The organism is Candidatus Sericytochromatia bacterium, assembly GCA_035285325.1.
In the GTDB taxonomy this organism is placed as follows: domain Bacteria; phylum Cyanobacteriota; class Sericytochromatia; order S15B-MN24; family JAQBPE01; genus JAYKJB01.
Genome location: JAYKJB010000059.1, coordinates 1 through 18,175, shown reverse-complemented (window position 1 = coordinate 18,175; position 18,175 = coordinate 1). Strand labels below are relative to the sequence as shown.

10 protein-coding genes are annotated in these 18,175 nt (G+C 67.8%); all 10 read left to right on the top strand.

All coding sequences use genetic code 11. The features are described 5' to 3' along the window. Positions 1-56: 56 nt before the first annotated feature. Positions 57-512: a DUF3465 domain-containing protein gene (locus VKP62_07535; GenBank protein ID MEB3197042.1), complete on the top strand. Its 456-nt coding sequence runs from the start codon at positions 57-59 to the stop codon at positions 510-512. Between the two features lie 119 nt (positions 513-631). Next, on the top strand, positions 632-1,654 hold the full coding sequence (locus tag VKP62_07530; GenBank protein MEB3197041.1) for a phospholipase D-like domain-containing protein: 1,023 nt from the start codon (positions 632-634) through the stop codon (positions 1,652-1,654). 130 nt (positions 1,655-1,784) lie between these two features. Next, positions 1,785-7,298 carry an HD domain-containing phosphohydrolase gene (locus VKP62_07525; GenBank protein ID MEB3197040.1) on the top strand — a complete coding sequence of 1,838 codons (5,514 nt, stop codon included), beginning with the start codon at positions 1,785-1,787 and terminating at the stop codon, positions 7,296-7,298. A gap of 42 nt (positions 7,299-7,340) precedes the next feature. Further along, positions 7,341-8,675: a SpoIIE family protein phosphatase gene (locus VKP62_07520; protein ID MEB3197039.1), complete on the top strand. Its 1,335-nt coding sequence runs from the start codon at positions 7,341-7,343 to the stop codon at positions 8,673-8,675. Between the two features lie 66 nt (positions 8,676-8,741). Beyond that, positions 8,742-10,910 (top strand): cell division FtsA domain-containing protein, encoded by a 2,169-nt coding sequence (locus VKP62_07515; protein MEB3197038.1) that lies wholly within the window; start codon positions 8,742-8,744, stop codon positions 10,908-10,910. A gap of 122 nt (positions 10,911-11,032) precedes the next feature. Beyond that, the gene (locus VKP62_07510) at positions 11,033-12,625 is read left to right on the top strand and encodes a nucleotidyltransferase family protein (protein MEB3197037.1); all 1,593 of its coding nucleotides are present in this window, start codon (positions 11,033-11,035) and stop codon (positions 12,623-12,625) included. A gap of 82 nt (positions 12,626-12,707) precedes the next feature. Next, the gene (locus VKP62_07505; protein MEB3197036.1) at positions 12,708-12,965 is read left to right on the top strand and encodes a hypothetical protein; all 258 of its coding nucleotides are present in this window, start codon (positions 12,708-12,710) and stop codon (positions 12,963-12,965) included. Between the two features lie 10 nt (positions 12,966-12,975). Next, the gene (locus tag VKP62_07500; GenBank protein MEB3197035.1) at positions 12,976-14,376 is read left to right on the top strand and encodes a hypothetical protein; all 1,401 of its coding nucleotides are present in this window, start codon (positions 12,976-12,978) and stop codon (positions 14,374-14,376) included. A 107-nt stretch (positions 14,377-14,483) separates the two neighbouring features. Continuing rightward, a complete protein-coding gene (locus tag VKP62_07495; protein MEB3197034.1) occupies positions 14,484-17,348 on the top strand; it encodes a hypothetical protein in 2,865 nt (954 codons plus the stop codon). 298 nt (positions 17,349-17,646) lie between these two features. Further along, positions 17,647-18,175 (top strand): carboxypeptidase-like regulatory domain-containing protein (locus VKP62_07490; protein ID MEB3197033.1); only part of this gene is annotated, 529 nt, incomplete at its 3' end.

Genomic DNA, 18,175 nt, shown 5'->3' with positions numbered 1-18,175 from the left:
TCCACGCAGGCAGACCGCAGGGATCACCGAAGTTCAATCCGAGAGGGACACCATCGATGAACCGAAACCCGGCCTTTATTCTGACCATTGCCCTGATGCTCGGCCTGCAAGGCTGTGGAACGGCCAGCGCCAGCTGGGGCGTTTCCGCCTCGGCCTCGGCGCTGGAGGCCCTGCGGAAGAAGAAGGGGCACACGCAGCCCCCCTCGCGGGCGAACAAGGACTGGAAGGTCCTGAACGGGACGGTTACCAAGTTGCTCCCCGATGACAATCTGGGGAATCGTCACCAGCATTTCCTGGTGTCAGTGCAGGGCCGTTACATCAAGGTGGCCCATAACCTGGAACTGGCGCCCAAGGTGCCGGTGGCGGTCGGTGAGCCGGTGGAAGTGAAGTGCGAGTACATTCGCTCGAACCCCTACGACGTGGCGCACTGGACTCACTACGACCCCAAGGGGGGTGAGGGCGGCTACATCAAGTACCGGGGCCGCGTCTACGATCGCCCTTCGGCCAACTGATGCGGCGGCTATCGCTGGGCGCCAGCGCTTGCGCCCTGCTGCTGCTCGGGTGCGGGGCCGGGCGGATTCCCCCGTCACAGCTGACGTCGATCGCTCCGGCGCGCGTGATGCGGGCACCGATGTCGTCACCGTCGACCGGGCTCCAACTGCACGTGATGCCAGATGAGCGGGATGCCTTTTTCCTGCAGTCTTTGGCGTCGGCCAAGCGCTCGATCAAACTGCAGGTTTACATCCTGACGCACGCGGGCGTGATCGACGCCTTGATTGCCGCCCACCAGCGCGGGGTCGAGGTCAAGGTGTTGTTGGAGGAGAAGCCCTACAACCCAGGCAATCCGGGGGCCCCGCTGCCCACCAATCGGGCCGCGGCCAAGCGCCTGACCGACGCTGGCGTGGCGTGTCGCTGGACCAATCCGCGCTTTCGTTACACCCACGCCAAGGTGGTCACGCTGGATGAGACGGTTTCGTTCGTCTCTACCGCCAACTTCACCAAAAGTGGCTTGAATGCCGAGGGAAAAGGGGCGCGGGAGTATATCCTGGAGGACCGCTCACCCTCTGACGTGGCGGCGATCGCCGCGTTGTTCGAGGCCGATTGGGAGCGGCGCGCCTATACGCCGACCGACCCGGACCTGGTGCTGAGCCCGGACAACAGCCGGACCAAGCTGTTCGAGCTGATTCGCTCGGCCCGGCGCGAGGTGTTTCTGCAGGTCGAGGTGGCGGGCGACCCGGAACTCGACAGCGTGCTGGCCGCGAAGGTCAAGGAAGGCGTCAAGGTGAGGGCCCTGCTGGCCGACCTGCGCCGGCTCGCTCCCTCTCAAGACCCCGTTTACCGATCGAACCTGGACGTGGCGCGGGCCTGGCGCGCGGCCGGGGTGGAGGTGCTCTTCCAGCGCAAGCCGCACTTGCACGCCAAGGCCATTCAGGTGGATGGTGGCACTTTCTATACAGGATCGGTCAACTTCACCAGCAATTCCATGAACAACAACCGGGAATTGGGGGTGCTGGTGCAGGCACCGGAGCTGGCCAGCGCGCTCGCCCGCGCCCTGGAACAGGATTTCAAGGGCGCCGAGCCCTTGCCGGCCACGTCTGAGGCTCCGCTCGCTCCGGCGCTGCTGGCTCCGCTCTGGCCCGGCTTGCCGCTCTGACCCCGCAAGGTCGCCTCTCGCGACGAAAATCGCAGCGGCGCGGTTAAACTGCCTCTCACGGGTATATGACCTGGGTGAATTCCTCTGGTTGCACGAACCTAGACCCGTGCGCCTGAACAGGTCGAATGGGATGGCAGACATACTCGCGGACGTCGGCACGCGCTACAAGGCGCTTTCCAGCCTGGGTGAAGGCGGCATGGGCTCGGTGCTGCTGGTCGAGGACCAGACCAGCGGGGACCGCGTGGCCCTCAAACTTTTGAACCCGAAGCCGGGTGCGGACGCCGCGGCGGTCGAAAACGCTGGCTTGTTCATGAAACGCGAATTCCGCGCCATGTCCCGCTTCCGCCACCCGAACAACTGCCAGGTGTTCGATTTTGGCCTGCTGCCCGATGGCAAGCCCTACTTCACCATGGAACTGGTGGAGGGCAAGGGGCTGGACGAACTGCTCCCGCTCCCGGAAGCCGACGTGCTGCCGATTCTGCGGCAGCTTTGCCTGGCCCTCTCCTTCATTCACCAGCAGGGCTTCGTGCACGGCGACTTGAAGCCCGAGAACATCCGGATTCGACCGGACGGGGTGGTCAAGCTGATGGACTTCGGCCTGGTGGACGTGGCCGGAACGGCCCACGGAACAATCCGGGGCACGATTGCCTACATGGCCCCCGAGGTGGCCAAGGGGGGGCGGATCGACCAGCGCAGCGACATCTACGCCCTGGGGGCTGTGGCCTATCACCTGCTGGCCGGCCATCCCCCGTTCACCTCCGAGAACGCCGTGGCGGTGCTGCGTGCGCATGCCCAGGCGCCGGTGCCGCCGCTCAAGGGCGCTTGCGGGCCGGTGTCCGATGGCTTGCAGGCGATCCTGTTGCGGATGCTCGAAAAAGAGCCCGTGGCCCGTTACCAGGCTGTGGCGGAGGTGCTCGCGGCGCTGGGGGTGGATACGGAGGAGAGCCTGGATGCCACGCTGCTCACCAGCGAGTTCGTGGGGCGCCGCACAGAGCTGGACGCCCTGCAGTCGGCGCTCGGTAGCCTGATCCAGCGGGGCGAGGGCACCAGCCTGGCCGTGTTTGGTCTGTCCGGCGTCGGTAAGAGCCGGCTGCTGGAGGAGTTTCGTTTCTCGGTTCAGCTCGAAAACGTGCCCTACTACCTGGGGCGGGCCGTCCCGTCCCGGCTGCCCTACGGGCCCTTCATTCAGATCCTCAAGGGCATCATCGTCAGGGCACGAGAGGTCTGCCCGACCGTGCTGGCCGACGTGACGCCGGTGCTGCGGAAATTGCTGCCGGAACTGGGCCAGGCCTCCGAGGCCCCGGCCGCGATGGAACCGGACCAGGAACGTCTGCTGATTCAGTCCGCCATCACCAACCTGGTGACAGCGACGCTGAAACAGAGCGGTGGCGTGCTGGTCTTTGAAGACTGGGACCTGGCGGACCCGCTGTCGCTCGAGACCGTCACCTACCTGCAGCGCAACTTGCAGGGCACGCCCCTGCTGTTGCTGTTCACGCACGGGCGCGCCGAAGCGACTGCGGCCCAGAAGATGGAGGTCAAGCCCTTCGACCTGTCCGAAGTGCGAGCCATGCTCAGCAGCATGCTGGGCACCAAGACGCTTCCCGATAGCCTCGTGCAGCAACTGGCCGACTGGTCCGATGGGGTGGCGTCCCGCTTGAACAGCCTGCTGGAGCATCTGGTGCGCACCGGGGTGTTCGGGAAGGCCAAGGGCCTGTGGGATCTTCCGGCCACGGTGGCCACCTCTCAACTTCCGTCCGATGTCGCGGAGATGTTCCTGGCTCGCCTGGCCGATATTGGCGCCGATGCGCGCGGGGTGCTCGACCTGATCGCCGTCTTCGGGCAACCCGTGCCCTTCGGGACGGTGAAGCAGCTCAGTGGTCTGTCTGAAGACGTGTTGTTGGACGTTCTGGATGACCTTTGCCAGGCCCGCGTCCTGCAGGTGGATGGGGTGGCCTATGCCTATGTGGGCAGTGAAATGCGGGAGGCGGTGTACCAGAACCTGGCCACGGACGCCCGGGCCGCCCTGCATACCCGCGTGGCCGAGGCCTTGGAAGAGCGGTTGCCGCCGGAAGGAGAAGGCGACCTCGACCTGCTCAGCACCGTGGCACGCCACCATCTGGCCGGTCAGGCGCGAGAGAAGGCGGTCCGATTTGCCCTCAAGGCCGGGGAAGGCCTGTTGCGCTACTCCGTCGAGATGGCCGGAGCGCTGATTGAACCAGGTTGGGCCTTGTTGCAGAGCGTGCCCGAGGCGGAAGACCTGCGCAGCCATTATCTGCAATTGATTGGGTACTTGTACCAGGTGCGCCATGACCTCGACATGGCGATCAAGACCCTCGATCAGGCCAGGGCCTTGGCGGAACAGGCTGGTGACAAGCCCCGGTCCCTGGAAATTCTGGTGTATCTGGCCCACTCCGCGCAGCTCAAGGGGGGCGCCGAAGATCTGCAGCGCTCAGCCCAACTCAACGAGCGCTGCATCGCCATCGCGACGGAGATCGGGGCCACGCGAGCCAAGGCGCGGGCGCTCTCGAATCTGGGCCGGGCCTTGTTCTTCCTGGGCCAAAATGACCGGGCCCGCGAGGTGTTCGAGGAGGGGGTGCGTTTCTGCCGGGCGGAGGGCGAGTCCTTCTACGGGGCGCGCAGCGCCTGTTTGCTGGGTTACCTGTTGACGCTTTCCCCCGACACCCGCGAGGCGGGCTTGACGCACCTGCGCGCGGCCGTCGACACGCAGCAGGCGGTGGGCGACAAGTACGGCGAGGGCTACACCTACATGGTGATGGCGAACGTGCTGCTGCACAGCGGGATGTTCAAGGAATCCGAGGCCGCGACCGTCCGCAACGCGGAGATCATGCGCGAACTGGGTTGTTCCGATGACCTGGCCGTGGCGCTGCTGAACCACGCCTTGGTGTTGCATGAACGCGGCGACTTTGCCCGCATGCAGGCCGTGGCCGAGGACTGCCGGAAGATCGCCCTGGAGGTCCACCACAAGGTCACCATGCCCTATTCCGGGGTGCTGGTGTGTCTGGCTGAACTGTACCGGGGCCAAGGGGCCGGGGTGCTGCAACGCCTGCGCGGTTTCGAGGCGGAGGCACGGGAAACCAGTGGCTACGTGCTCTCGTCGATGATTCCTTACTTGATCGAGTCCCTGCTCTACCTCGGCCGGCTGAACGACGCTTTGCGGGCGGCGCAGGAAGCGCGCGACCTGGTCGTCTCCACGGGCAACACCGAGATCGAGACGCGGCTCTGGATCTTGATGGGCGAGATTCACGCGCGTCTGGGCGAGACGCCCGCTGCCCGGAGCTATTTCGAGCGAGCTCAGGAGCATGGCCTGAAAGGGCACGAGCCGCACGTGGTGGTGCGTGCCGAAAAGGGGCTCGCCTGGCTCGACCTGACCGAAAACCGTCTGGATGCGGCCGGCGAGCGCCTGACACGGGCGGCAGAAGCGGCTCGCCAGCTTGGCATGCGCCACCTGCGGATGGAGTGCGAGCGGCTGATGGGGGAGTGGGCCCTGGCCAAGGGAGAGCGCCCCGAAGCGCTCGGCTACTTCCAGGAAGCGGTCGACATGGCCATCGATCTCGGGTTGCCGGCGGCCGAGGCGATCGCCGCGCACGGCATGGCCCGCGCCAATGCTGACCCCAAGCGGTCGGCACGCTGGTGCCAGCAGGCCCTGGCCAAGCTCAACGAATTGCTCGAACCGCTCTCTGCGGATGAACGTGACCAGTTCCTGTCCTTCACCGAACGGGCCCAGCTGGCCCGCGCCACCGCCACTGTCAGCGAACCGGCGCCTGCCCCCGTGGCCGGCCCCATTCCGGAGGTCTCCCCTGCCATGCCCGAAGATGCCCCGATGGAGGAACGCACCAGCTGGATCGGCCGTGAACTCGGCCACGCGGCCAGTGCCGCGGCCAACGAGGCGCGACGCATCGCCTCGCTGGTGCAGGAATACGACGTCATGGCGCGGACGGTGTCGGTGCAGACGCAAGAGATCAGCGAGCTGCAGGCCAGCAATCGCCGCATGGAGCAGTTGATTCGCTTCTCGATGGCCGTCAGCAACCTGCACGACCTCGACAAGATCCTGGAGCAGGCCGTGGACATGATCGTGGAACTGACGGAGGCGGAGCGAGGTTTCCTGCTGTTCTTCGAGAACGGCCAGATTCGCTCCCAGGTCAGCCGCGTCAATGTCGATCGCCGGCCGCCGCTGGACTGGCAGTTCTCCAAGTCGATCGCGGAGAAGGTCCTCAGCACGGGCGAGGTGGTCTGCGTGTTCGACGCTCTTGCGGACCAGAATTTTAACCAGAGCCAGTCGGTGGTCGACCTCAATCTGCGCACGGTCATCTGCGTCCCCATGCGCGTCAAGGGCAAGGTGGTCGGCGCCATCTACGTCGACCGGCAATCGGTCAACGAGAACTTCACGCCGAGCGATCTCGAAATGGTGCTCAGCCTCGCGGCCCAGGCGGCCGGGGCAATCGAGAATGCCCGCTTGCATCAGGAGTGGATCGACAAGAGCAAACGCCTGGAGATGCTGAACCATCTCAGCAAGACCATCAGCAGTTCCCTGGACATGGAAGAGGTCCTCGACCTGATTGTGAAGATGACCCTGGAGGTGTCGCGCGCCGAACGGGGCTTCCTGTTCCTGGTGGATCGCGGTTCCAAGCTGATCTGCCGCGCCGCGCGGGATACCCGCAGCAGCCTGCCGCTGGACCAGGACCACGAGGTCAGCCAGTCGATCTGCGCCAAGGTGCTCCAGACGGGCGAGGCGGAGAACGTCGCCGATGCGCTGAACGACGAGGAATTCCAATTCCAGCAATCGATCATGGCGTTGAACCTGCGCATGGTGATGTGCGTGCCGATCGTGGCCAAGGCCGAGGTGATCGGCTTGCTCTACGTCGACAGTCAGGCCGTCGTGAATGCCTTCGGCGAGAAGGACCTGGAATTGCTCAAGGCGATCGCCGGCCACGCCTCCGTCTCGATCGAAAATGCCAAGTTGCACGCCAAGACGATGCAACTGGCCGACGACCTCAAAAAGACCTTCTACAGTTTCGTCCACGCGCTCGGCGCGTCGATCGACGCCAAGCACCCCCTCACGGCAGGTCACTCCGCGCGCGTCACGGAGTACAGCGTGCGCCTGGCCCGCCGTATCGGCTTGCCCGAGGAGGAGGTGGAGAACATCCGCATCGCAGGCCTGCTTCACGACGTGGGCAAGATCGGCACGCCCGACGAGATTCTCAAGAAGCCCGGCTCCTTCACCAATGAGGAGTACGAGATCATGAAGCGGCATGTGGTCCACACCCGGGAGATTCTCGACAACATCCACTTCCCGGAAGCCCAGCGGCACATTCCCGCCATGGCCGGGGCCCACCACGAAAAGTGGGATGGCAAGGGCTACCCCAACAATCAGGCGGGCGAGGAGATTCCCTTCGGTGGTCGCATCTTGGCCCTGGGAGACGTGTTCGACGCGATCACCTCCAAGCGCGACTACCGCGAGGCCATGCCGCTTTCCCAGGCCCTGAACATCATCCGGCAGGGCATCGGCAGCCATTTCGATCCGGAACTGGGCCCGGAATTCATCGCCATGATCGAGGAAGAGGGCGTGGTGATGTACGATAAGGAAACCCCGAGCGAGTCGACGCAACCCCAGACGGCCGGCTAGGCGAGGCCATCGGCTCGCCGCCCGCTGGCCGATGTGCCTTTGATGTCCCACTCTCCCCTTCGTTTTTCGTCTTCATTCTCCTGGACGCCCCGAACCTGGCTCGGGGTGCTGGGAATCGGGAGCGCTCAGGTCGCCTGGGTGGGGGGCTGGGTCTATGCCCTGGCGCGCCAATTACCCCCCGCGTCTCCGGACCTGAAAGGCCCGCTGGGGCTGGCGTTGATGGCTGGGGTGGGAGCCGGGGCCCTCTGGGGAGGCGCACTCTGGCTCTGGCAGCGGCGTCGGCAGGGTGACCTTCTTGAGTGGCGACAGGTCGCGCGAGCCCAGGTGCAGCGCGCCTTGGCGCCGACACCCACCGCCTGGTCGCCGGACGCCGTGACCTCTCCCTGGCGGGTCGAACTGGCCTCGCGGGGTTGGGGCGCCCCGGCTGCCGCCTGGAGCACCTGGCGACTGTACAATCGCTCCCAGCTGGGCATTTTCGTCGGGGAGAGCCGGGCCAGGGATCTGGCCGGCGGGTTGCAGCGAGCCGGCAGCCTGCTGCTCTGGGATGCGCTGGCCACTGCGGCGCAGCCGCCGGGCCGCCTGCTGCTCGATATGCAGGCCCGCCTGCTCCAGGAGGGGGAGCCCCCGTCGGCCTGGCGGGCCTTCAGCGCGCAGCTCGATCTGTCCACCGGTCAGTTGTTGTTTGCGGGGCTTGGCTTTCACGGGGCTTGCATCTTGCACCGGGGTGGTTCTTTGACCCTGCTGAGCAGTCGCGCCCTGGGGGGGCTGCCGGCTGAGCCGGGGCCGCCGCTGGACCAGGGGCAGGCCGGGCTGGCAGATGGGGACAGCCTGTTGCTGTTCACGGAAGCCCTGCTGCGGGTGGAGAACCGGGAGGGGGAGGCCTTCGGCCTGGAGCGCCTGCAGCAGGTCTTGCGGGAGCGCCCCGGTTGCGCGCCTGAGCCGATCCTGGCGAGCGTGCAGCGGGCGGTTGAGGCCTTTGCCGGTCCCTCGGTGCGACGCCTGGGGGGCGAGATGCTGTGTGTGCGGCTGGTGACTCCTTTCGTGGCCCACCCACGCTACGAACCCGTGCCGACGGTGATTCCTGCAGAGGAGTCGCGACCGCCGGCGGACGTCCCGCTTGCGCCACCTGTGCTCGGTCTGCCTCGCGTTCTACCGGCGAGCCAGGACGAGGTGCCGGCCCCTTCGGCTCAGCTGGCCGAGGACCGCCCCGCTGCGCTCACCCTGACGACTCCCGAGGTTGCGGCGAGGCCCCCTGAGGAGCCGAGTGCGGATGCGCCAGGGCTCGCTTCGCCCATTCATCCGCTGCTCTCCGAGGATCTGCCCGCCGAGCGCCCCCTGCGCCGAATTCGCCTGCGGGTCCCGCGCCAAGAGTCGTGATTCCTGGGCGCGCAGGCCGCGTCAGGGGTACAATGGTCACCAACTGTTCCTGACCCGAGGTATCTCATGTCTCCTGTGGTTGCTCCCGGAGCCCCGATTTTTGCCCTGGACATCGGCACCCGCAACGTGATCGGCATGGTGGCGCAACCGGATGGCGATCGCCTGCGCATTCTGGACATCACGCTGGAAGCCCATGAAGAGCGGGCCATGCGGGACGGGCAGATCCACGACATCCCCAAGGTCGTGCGGGCCGTGCGGGCGGTGCGCCAGCGCCTGGAAACGCAGACCGGCCAGCGGCTCTCCCAAGTGGCGATCGCCGCGGCCGGGCGGGCGCTCAAGACCCATCGGGCCCGTTCGAGTCAGGACGTTGGTCTCGACACGATGATCGACAAGGAGCGGCTTCGTTCACTGGAACTGGCCGCGATCCAGGCGGCGGTGGGCTCGCTGCGCTCGGATGAGAACCACTGCGTCGGCTACTCGATCGTCCATTACTACCTCGACGGGCAGCCGATCGCCAACCTCGAAGGCCAGCGTGGCAAGCGCATCGAGGTGGAACTGATTGCCACCTTCCTGCCGCGTGTCGTGACGGACTCGCTGGTGGCGGTCTGCCATCAGTCGGGCCTCGAGGTCGTGAATCTCACGCTCGAACCGATCGCCGCCATCAATGCGGCGGTTCCGGCCAACATGCGGGCGCTCAACCTGGCCCTGATCGACATCGGGGCGGGCACTTCGGACATTGCCCTGACCCAGGGCGGGACCGTGACGGCGTATGCGATGGTGCCTCAGGCGGGCGATTCCCTGACCGAGGCGATCGCCGAGGCGCACCTGCTCGACTTCATGGAGGCCGAGCGGGTCAAGCATGCCCTCTCCACCGAGGGCGCGGTGACCTTCACCGACGTGCTCGGCCTGACGCACACCTTCGCGGCCGAGGCGATTCGCCAGGCCGTGCGTCCGACGCTCGAAACCCTGGTCAAGCAGATTGCCGAGCAGATCGTCGGCATGAACGGGGCCCCACCCTCGGCCATCATCCTGATCGGTGGGGGGGCGCTCTTCCCGGGCATTGCCCCCTTGCTGGCGATGGCGCTCGGCCTGCCCGATAACCGCGTGGCCGTGCGGGGCACCGAGATGGTGCGTCGGATCGAGAGCTGCCCGCCCTTGCTGGAGGGCCCGATGGGCGTGACGCCGGTGGGCATCGCCCTGGCCGCGCTGGAAGCCCCCGGCTTCCGCTTCCTGACGGTCTATCTCGACGGCAAGGTGATCAGCCTGGAAGACTGGGGCACCACCAAGGTCCAGGATGCCTTGCTGGCCGCCGGTTACGACATGCAGGCGCTCATGCCGCGTCCCGTCCACCTGATCCAGGTCTCGGTCAATGGCGAGGCACGCTCCTTCCCCAGCACGCCGGGGGGCTACACCCGGATCTTGCTGAACGGCCAGCCGACCACGCCCGACCAGCTGCTGTCGGACGGCTCGGCGATCGAGGTCGTGCGTCCGCGCCCGGGTGATGAGAACACGCCGCTGCAGGTGTCAGACATCGTCGACATGAGCCCCGTGCGCGTGCAGATCAATGGCCTGCAACTCGACTTCCCGCCGCTGGTCAAGGTGAATGGCCAATCGATCATGGGCGATCGCCACGTGCAGGACGGCGATATCATGACCGTCGACCGCAGCGTGCGGGCGCTCATGGTGCAGGCGGGCCTGGTGGAGACGCCCGATTCCGTGCTGCGTTACTACTTCGACGGGGAGCCGCAGGAGTACTTGCTGCGCAGCATCAAGGTCGTGATCGACGGGCGGGAGGCCGATATCAATGAGTCGATCGCGGGCGGGGAAACGGTCGAGGTGACCCAGCAACTGTTCCCACATCCGACCATTGCCGACGTGTTGCCGGCCGGCAGCGATCGCCTTCAGGTGAAGGTCAACGATCGCCCCCTGCGGGTGCGCAACCCGAACTTGCAGGTGTTGCTCGCGGGCGAGCCCGTGGCGCTCGACCTGGCCTTGCCGGAGGGGGCCCAGCTGCGCCGCGACTTCGCCAACCGCCTGACGGTGGCTGACGTGTTGCCCCTGATTCAGCGGGAACTGGACGGCGACGAGGGCGAGGAATGGCTCGTGACGGTCGATGGCAAGTTCGCCGACATGGCCACCACGGTGCATCCCGCCAGCGTGGTCGAGGTGCTGACCGAGGACCCGGGCGCCGGCGACGAAGACGTGGCGCCGGCCTCCGTGGTGCGACCGAGCTGAGAGGGCTGAAACGAGCCCGGGGCGGACGTTTTTCGCCGGTTTGAGGCTCGCGCCGGGCGTTCAAGTTTGGCCATAGCTGGGCCGATATTTGCCTGGTGATGTCCGCGCCAGACCCAAGGGCCATGCTCGAAGCATGCCTCCATCAAAACGGGGAGTTGCGTCTCTCCGCCGTCGGTTCGAGCATGTGGCCCGAACTGCGGGCGGGCGACGAACTGCGCCTGGTGCACGTCACCTATGACGCGATCGCACCCGGTGACATCCTGCTCGTCCATCATTGGGCCCCGCGAGAGAACGGCGAGGAGCCCCTGCCGCTCTTGCTGGCGCACCGGGTGATCAAGGTCTACATCGAGAGTGGCCGGGCCATGCTGGTGACGAAAGGCGATCGCAAGGCATTTGCCGATCCGCCGGTGTTTTACGAGCAGGTGGTCGGGCGCGTCGAGGAGGCCCGCCGCGGGGGCCAGCTGGTCTATGCCCGCGAATTGCAGCGGGGGGCGCGCGCCCGGGCCTGGGGCTCGCGGCTGCAGGATGCCCTGGCCACCGGGGTGGCCGGGATGCTGGCCGGCCCGCTGACGGTGTCGCCTGAGGCGATCGCCCTGAACCAGCTGATTGCCTACACGCTCGACTGGGTCGCCGTGCCGGCCCTGCCGGCCGCCCTCGACTGGGAGGCGCTGTACGATCTGGCGCGCAGCGGGCGCTTCACGCCCATGCTCTCGCACAAGGCGATTCCAGGGGCGCCCGACTGGTTCAGTGCCCGCTGCCGGCGTGATCTACGAGAAAACCAGGCGCACCGCCTGCTGATCGATCAGCAGCTGAGCGAGGTGCTGGCGCGCTTCGAGGCCGTCGGTCTGCCGGTGCTGGTGGTGAAGGGCCCGACGCATGCCGAGCCGCTCTATCCCAACCCGTTCTGGCGCCCCATGGTCGATCTGGATCTGCTGGTGGCGCCGGAGGATTGGGACGAGGCCATGGCCCTGCTGGAGGCCAGTGGCTTTCTGGCCGAGCATTCCGACTGGGCGCGCCTGACCGAGCGGTTGACCGGTCAGGTGGCCCTGCTCAAACCGCTGGGGCCGGCGATCGCCGCGATCGAACTGCACCGCGATCTCAAGATGTTGTCCGAGCGGCTCGCCGTGCGCGGCGAGGTCGACGCCCGGCGGGCCTGGCAGGAGGCCGTGACGCTCGACGTGAACGGCTCCTGCGTCGCGACCCTGGCCCCCGAGGATGCCCTCGCCTACGCCAGCACGCACTGGGCCCAGCATCACTTCTACAATTCGGTCTGGTTGCTCGACATTGCCCTGATGGCGGGGCGCCCCGGGCTCGACTGGCAGAAGCTGGTCGATGATGCCCGCACGGATGGCACGGCCAGCTTCATCTGGCTGACCTTGTCGCTGGCCCGCCACCTGTATGCCGCGCCGGTGCCGGTGGCGGCCCTGCGGGCACTGGCACCCGATTCGCTGCGCGTGGCCCTGATCACCCAGCTGGCCTGGGCACGGGTCGCGGGCACCTTCGCCGAGCGGGCCGACGTGCGGTCGCTGCTGTTGCAACTGCTGCTGGTTGATCGCTGGCGCTGGGCCTTCGGCGGCCTCTGGGCCGGCCTCTGGCCCACGGACACCTGGCTGCGCCAGCACTATGTGGCGGCCAGCGGCGAAAAGGCGAGCCGGCTGTGTCTGCTCACTCGACACTGGCGCCGGCTCGGCCGCATGCTGCTGGCGCGCGGGTGAGCTGTCCCTCGGGTCGGGCGCGCGTGCTAAAATGGCGGCCAACCCGGCCGGACGAAGCGTCGGGGGCACGAGGAGATGCGAGATGGAAGGCAACGGCTTTCGGACCCTGGGCGAGTGCGAGTTCGGGACGGTCTGGTTCGTCGAGGGGGAAGGCAAGGTCGTGGTCAACGCCTACCAGGCGGCGCTGTACTTCAGCGTGGACGACTTTGCCCACTTCGCCACCATGATCGGGGAAGCGCGCCGCCGGATGGGTCCCGATCGGGAGCCCCCGCCGCCCGCGCCACCCAAGCCCCCCAGTTCCAAGATCCGCCAGATTCGCCCGGCGCGTCGCGACGACTGAGTCCCCCGCGATGTTGGCAAGTCGTTTGAACGAGTCCAAGCGCTGGGGCGGGCGCCTGGTGCTCGTCCTGCTGCTGGCGCTGGCCAACCCGACGGGCGCCTGGGCGGCGCCCGGTGATTACCAGGCCTCGCCCAACGACCCGAGCGTGCAGTATCAGGCCCCCTGGCTCGGCGTGGCCTTGCCTGCCGAACAGCCGCTGGGGGATGGATTGCTGCGGGCCCTGCGTCAGACGGGGCGCTTTGCCCTGGCCGAGGTCCCGCTGGCGCGTGGGGCTCGGCTCTCGGCCATGCTTCAGCAGGCGCGCAGCCAGAACCGGAGCTCGGGTTCCGGCTATGTGTTGGTGCCGACGCTGCGCGTGGGGCGGATCGAGCGCACGGGACTCCAGACGAAGCAGAAGCCGCGAGAGGGCGGCGGCTTCCAGGCGGTTGCCCTGATCGAACTGGTCTGTCCGATCGAGTGGCGGGTCGCGCTGTACGACCTGAGCACCGGCGGGGAGGTGGCCCTCCTGAGCGAGTCGCTGACGCTCAAGCGGCCCTTCAGTTTCAACTACGATGAAAAGACCAGCCAGGACGCCTTGCAGCTGCAGATTCAGCAGCTGGCGAGCGATGCGACAGTGGCTTCGCTGCAGTCTCCTGAGCGGGCCTTCGGCGATTATGCGGATCGCTGCGAGGAACTGGCAGAGGACACCGCACGGGCCGTGGCCCGGCAGGCCTGTTTTCGCCTGGAGATCGGCCTGGCTGGCTGGTCGGTGGCCCGAGACCGGATCGCCTTCAACCTGGGGCGCAACGTGAGATTGTCTCGCGATGCCGGCTTTCGGGTCATGAAGGGCTCCCGTCAGACGGGTTATGTCAAGCTGCGCGAACTTGGAGACCAACGCAGTGAAGCCCAGCCGCTCTACCTGACCGAACGCTTGGACCCCTCCCAGCGACTGCTGGAAGACGCCAAGTGGGGCCTGCATCTGGGCCTGCGTGCGCCGCTGGCCTACGTGCGCCGCTCAGACGGCTACAGCGCCACTTTCGCCGGCGGTGGCGTGTCGGCGGAATGGGACATGGCCCCGCTACTGCCCGGTCCCACCGAGACCTACGCCACCTTTGGCTCCGCGGGCCTGATCTCCGCCGCTGGTCCTGGCATGCTGGCGGATCTGGGGCTGGCCAAGAAGTTTTACTGGGGTCGCAACGTGCTGCGGATCGGGTTCAAGGGCAATCTCGCGATGTTCGGGCAGGCCACGCTGGGGCGGTTCGTCCCGGGGGCCGCTGGCTCGCTGGGTGGCGAGTATCACCTCAGTGAACACCTCTTGCTGGCGGCGGATCTGGACGGCTACAACGCCTTGCCCTTCCAGGCAGAGGCGGAAGGCCCCTTGCTGAGCCTGCTTGGCGGCGTGGCGCGCCTCGGGGTGAGCTTTCTTTTCTGATCGAGCTCCCCTTCCGAAGGCACCGCTGACCTGAAAACGGATCGTTCGTTGCCAAACCGGGAATAGATCCGTCGTTGCACGCTCGCTTGGCAGGAGAGGTGGCAGCGATGTGCCTGGGGCCTGTTTGGCGCCGCTGGACGGATGCGGCGCTGCTCCTGACTTGCGGCCTCACGGCCTGCGGCGCGCCCGCGGCTGACCTGGCCTCTCGCGTGCGCTCCCCCCAGCGCAAGGTGGTGCGCGGGAATCCTCCGTCAGGCCCTGCCTTGCCGGTAGCGGCGGGCGAGACGGCCACGGCGATCGCCCCCCAGCCCCTGACGCGCAAGGCCGAGACGGGCCGCGTGCGCGGTGCCATCTGGGTTCCCTTGGCCTGGCTCGGCGGCATCTCGCTCGACCCGGTGCAGGCGACCCCCACCGTACGCCAAGGGGCCCGCGTCGTGGGCCAGAACGGCGGTTCGGTGGTGGGCCAGAACGGTGGCTCCGTGGTGGGGCAGAACGGTGGCTCCGTGGTGGGGCAGAACGGTGGCTCCGTGGTGGGGCAGAACGGTGGTTCCGTGGTGGGGCAGAACGGTGGCTCCGTGGTGAGGCAGAACGGCGGTTCGGTGGTGGGGCAGAACGGTGGCTCCGTGGTGGGCCAGAATGGCGGTTCGCTCGCGCGCTTTGCCTCGGCGCGGCTGGGCAACGTCAGTTTGCGTCTGGTCGATGCGGCCTTGCAACCGGTCCGCGACGGTGCGGGGCTCCCGATCACGGCGGTGTCGGGAGACGAAGGACAGTTCGAGCTGACGGTGCCGGCCGGTCTCCAACAGGCCCTGATCGCGATCGATGCGCCGGCCTGGGGCGGCCCCCTGCTGGCCCTGTTGCCGCAGGGCCCCGACGCCGTGAGCCGTCTGGTGACGGTGGATCTGTTCTCCACGATGACCCTGTCGCGCGTGTTGCGACAGCACGTGCAGGGCCGTCAGGAGGTGCTCGAACGCCTGACGCCCGCCCTCACCGACGAGGCGCAGCGGGAGCTGGCGATCGCCCTGGGCCCCGATCTGCCGTCGGCCGCGCCCGATCTGGCGGGCGATCGCCTCGACACCTTGCTGGCGCAGGCGCAGGCCAAGCGCCCCGAACTGGCGGCGGTGCACGCCCGCATCGCCGCCCTGCTGACCTTCGCCGGCGTGACGCGCGAGGGCCACGGGCGACCCGCCTCGGAACTCGTGCTGGGCGAGGTGGCGGGGGTGGCCACGCAGGGCCCGGACAGCTGGATCTTCTCGGAAACCAAGCATGTGCTCTGGCGCATCGGTGCCGACCAGCGAGTCGAGACGGTGGTGCCCAGCGGTGCCTGGGGCTATGCCGAGCGGCGCGACCCGCCGACGGACGCGCCCGCGGTGCACAGCGGCATGGTGGCCGGCGCCGCTCGGGTGGTGCTGGCCGACTCGCGCCACGATCGCGTGGTGGAGGCGGGGCCGACGGGGGTGCGCGTGCTGGCGGGGGGAGGCGAGCAGTCGCTCCCGGCGGCAGGCGACTGGGCCACCCAGGTGCGTCTGAACACGCCGACGGGGCTGGCCGATCTGGGCGAGGGCCGCCTGGCGATCGCCGAGAGCGGGGCCGACCGCGTGCTGGTGCGCGAGGCCGACGGACGCCTGCGCGTGCTGGTGGGCGGCGGCCCGAACGTGGATGCCGGCGCGCCCACCGACCCGCTTCAGGTGGCCCTGAAGTCGCCTCAGGGCCTGGCGCGGATCGGGGAGGCCCTGTGGATCTGCGATCGCGGGCACGATCGCCTGCGCCGGCTCGATCTGGCGCGTGGCACCCTGCAAGACGTGCCGGCCTCGCCGGCCCTCCGTGCCCCCATGGCCCTCGGCCCGGACGGCGACGGGGTATGCGTGCTGGAACACCTGCCCGGGGGACTGGTGTTCTGGGACCGGGGAACGGTGACCCCGTGGGCCCTCCCCGCTGGCCACCTCGGGAGCCTGCATCAGCCGGTGGCGCTGGCCTGGGCGCAAGGACGCGGCCTGCTGGCGCGGCCGCGGGGACCGGTTTTCGCGCTGGATCGGGCCGCCGATCAGCTCACCTGGCTGGCCGGCACCGCTCCCGGGCGGCACGGGCGCGGGTTTGTGGGCGCGACGCGCTTCGTGCGAATGCCCGATGGCCGCTTGGTGGTGGCCGATTTCACCCAGCGACGCCTGTATGCGATCGCCCCCGACGGAGCGACGGAGCCGCTGGTCGGTTCGGGCAGCGATGGCTTCCTGTTGCGCGGGTTACCGCCCCTGCAGACGCCGATGGGCAACCCGACCGCGCTGGCGATCGCCCCGGACGGCAGCCTGGTCTTTGCCGTGACGGGCGAGGCGCCCTGCCTCAAGCGCCTGGACGCCTCCGGCACCCTGACGACGATCGCGGGCGATGGCCGCAGTGGCTATGAGCGCGTGCCCTATGGCCCCGCGCTGGGGGCCTCGCTGGCCAACCCGCGCGAGCTGGCCTTCTGGCCGGATGGGCGACTGGCGATCATCGAGCCGGGACCGGATCGGATCGTGCAGCTGGATGCGCGGGGTGAATTGCAGGCCGCGGCCGAGTGGGCCGACCTGCGCGCGCCACGCGCGTTTGCCCCGGGGCCGGAGGGCAGCTGGCTGTGCCTCGAGGCCGGCACCGCCAGGGTCCTGCGCCTGCGCGGGCGCGAACGGGAGGTGCTGCTGGGCGAGGCGGAGCTGGCCTCTCATGTCGCAATGTCGGATCTGCGGGCGCTGGCCTGGGGGCCTGACGAGGCGCTCTGGCTGGGTGGCGATCGCCGGGTGTGGCGGAAACCTGCGGGGGGAGCGCTTCAGCTGGTGGCCGGGCCCGGAGCGCCGCTGCTGGCCGGTGCCTTGCGCGACGACACCCTGCAGGATGTGCGCGACATGTTGTTTGACCCGGCGGGCGACCTGTACATCCTCGAACTGGACCAGGTCAAACGCCTGCCGCGCGCCTTGTGGCAACCCTTGGCGTCTCCGACGCGCTGAGGGCCTCACGCGATCATGTGGTGACTTTCACATGAGCGATGTGACGGCCCGCACACGGAGCGATCATGCCCCGTGTTATAAAAACGATGGTTGAACTGATACCGAACTGGCGAGTGCCTCAAGCGGGCCAGATGGTCCCCCGGATGCATTTGACAGCATCAAGCAAACAATTTATGATTCGGAAGCCAGTTTAACTACCGGTAAATCCACCCTTATCGTTCTGCACTCGAGTCCGGCGGTCCCGCGTCGGGTTTCAGTGGCAAGTCGTCCCACACACAAGAAAGAGGATTGTACAGAAATGGCATTCTCGCGTAAGCAGATGGCTGCCGCCGTTGCGGGGACCCTGTCCCTGTCAATGCTGACCGGCTGCCCTTGGGGTACCCCCACCGCCACCCAGTCTCCCGCGCCTGCGGCCGCCACTCCTGCGGCCTCGCCGGTCGCCCCTGTGGCGTCGCCTTCGGCGGCCGCTCCCATCGCGTCGCCTTCGACGGACGCGACCGGCACCGCCGCGCCTTCGCTGCCTCCCGCCGCTCCCGCCGCTTCCGGCGAGAAGGTGATTGTCTCCGGCAACGTCTACGACGAGAAGGGTGCCACCGTTGACGGCGCCACCATCATCGTCAAGTCGCTCGACAAGACCGCGCCTTACGAGTTCTCCACCACCACCACCCAGGGTTCGTACGTTCTGAACAGCGTGCCCGAAGGTGCGAACGTCGAGATCATCGCGTCCAAGGATGGCTGGACCAGCCGTCGTCGCGTCGGCTCCTTCCAGAAGGCCGCCACCGGCAAGAAGAACATCATCGACTTCGGCACCGCCGGTGGTTCCACTG

Bases quoted from the DNA above. Each gene is read 5' to 3' on its own strand.
- VKP62_07510 (MEB3197037.1), top strand. From the start codon at position 11,033: ATGCTCGAAGCATGCCTCCATCAAAACGGGGAGTTGCGTCTCTCCGCC.
- VKP62_07500 (MEB3197035.1), top strand. From the start codon at position 12,976: ATGTTGGCAAGTCGTTTGAACGAGTCCAAGCGCTGGGGCGGGCGCCTG.
- VKP62_07505 (MEB3197036.1), top strand. From the start codon at position 12,708: ATGGAAGGCAACGGCTTTCGGACCCTGGGCGAGTGCGAGTTCGGGACG.
- VKP62_07525 (MEB3197040.1), top strand. From the start codon at position 1,785: ATGGCAGACATACTCGCGGACGTCGGCACGCGCTACAAGGCGCTTTCC.
- VKP62_07495 (MEB3197034.1), top strand. From the start codon at position 14,484: ATGTGCCTGGGGCCTGTTTGGCGCCGCTGGACGGATGCGGCGCTGCTC.
- VKP62_07530 (MEB3197041.1), top strand. From the start codon at position 632: ATGTCGTCACCGTCGACCGGGCTCCAACTGCACGTGATGCCAGATGAG.
- VKP62_07520 (MEB3197039.1), top strand. From the start codon at position 7,341: ATGTCCCACTCTCCCCTTCGTTTTTCGTCTTCATTCTCCTGGACGCCC.
- VKP62_07535 (MEB3197042.1), top strand. From the start codon at position 57: ATGAACCGAAACCCGGCCTTTATTCTGACCATTGCCCTGATGCTCGGC.
- VKP62_07515 (MEB3197038.1), top strand. From the start codon at position 8,742: ATGTCTCCTGTGGTTGCTCCCGGAGCCCCGATTTTTGCCCTGGACATC.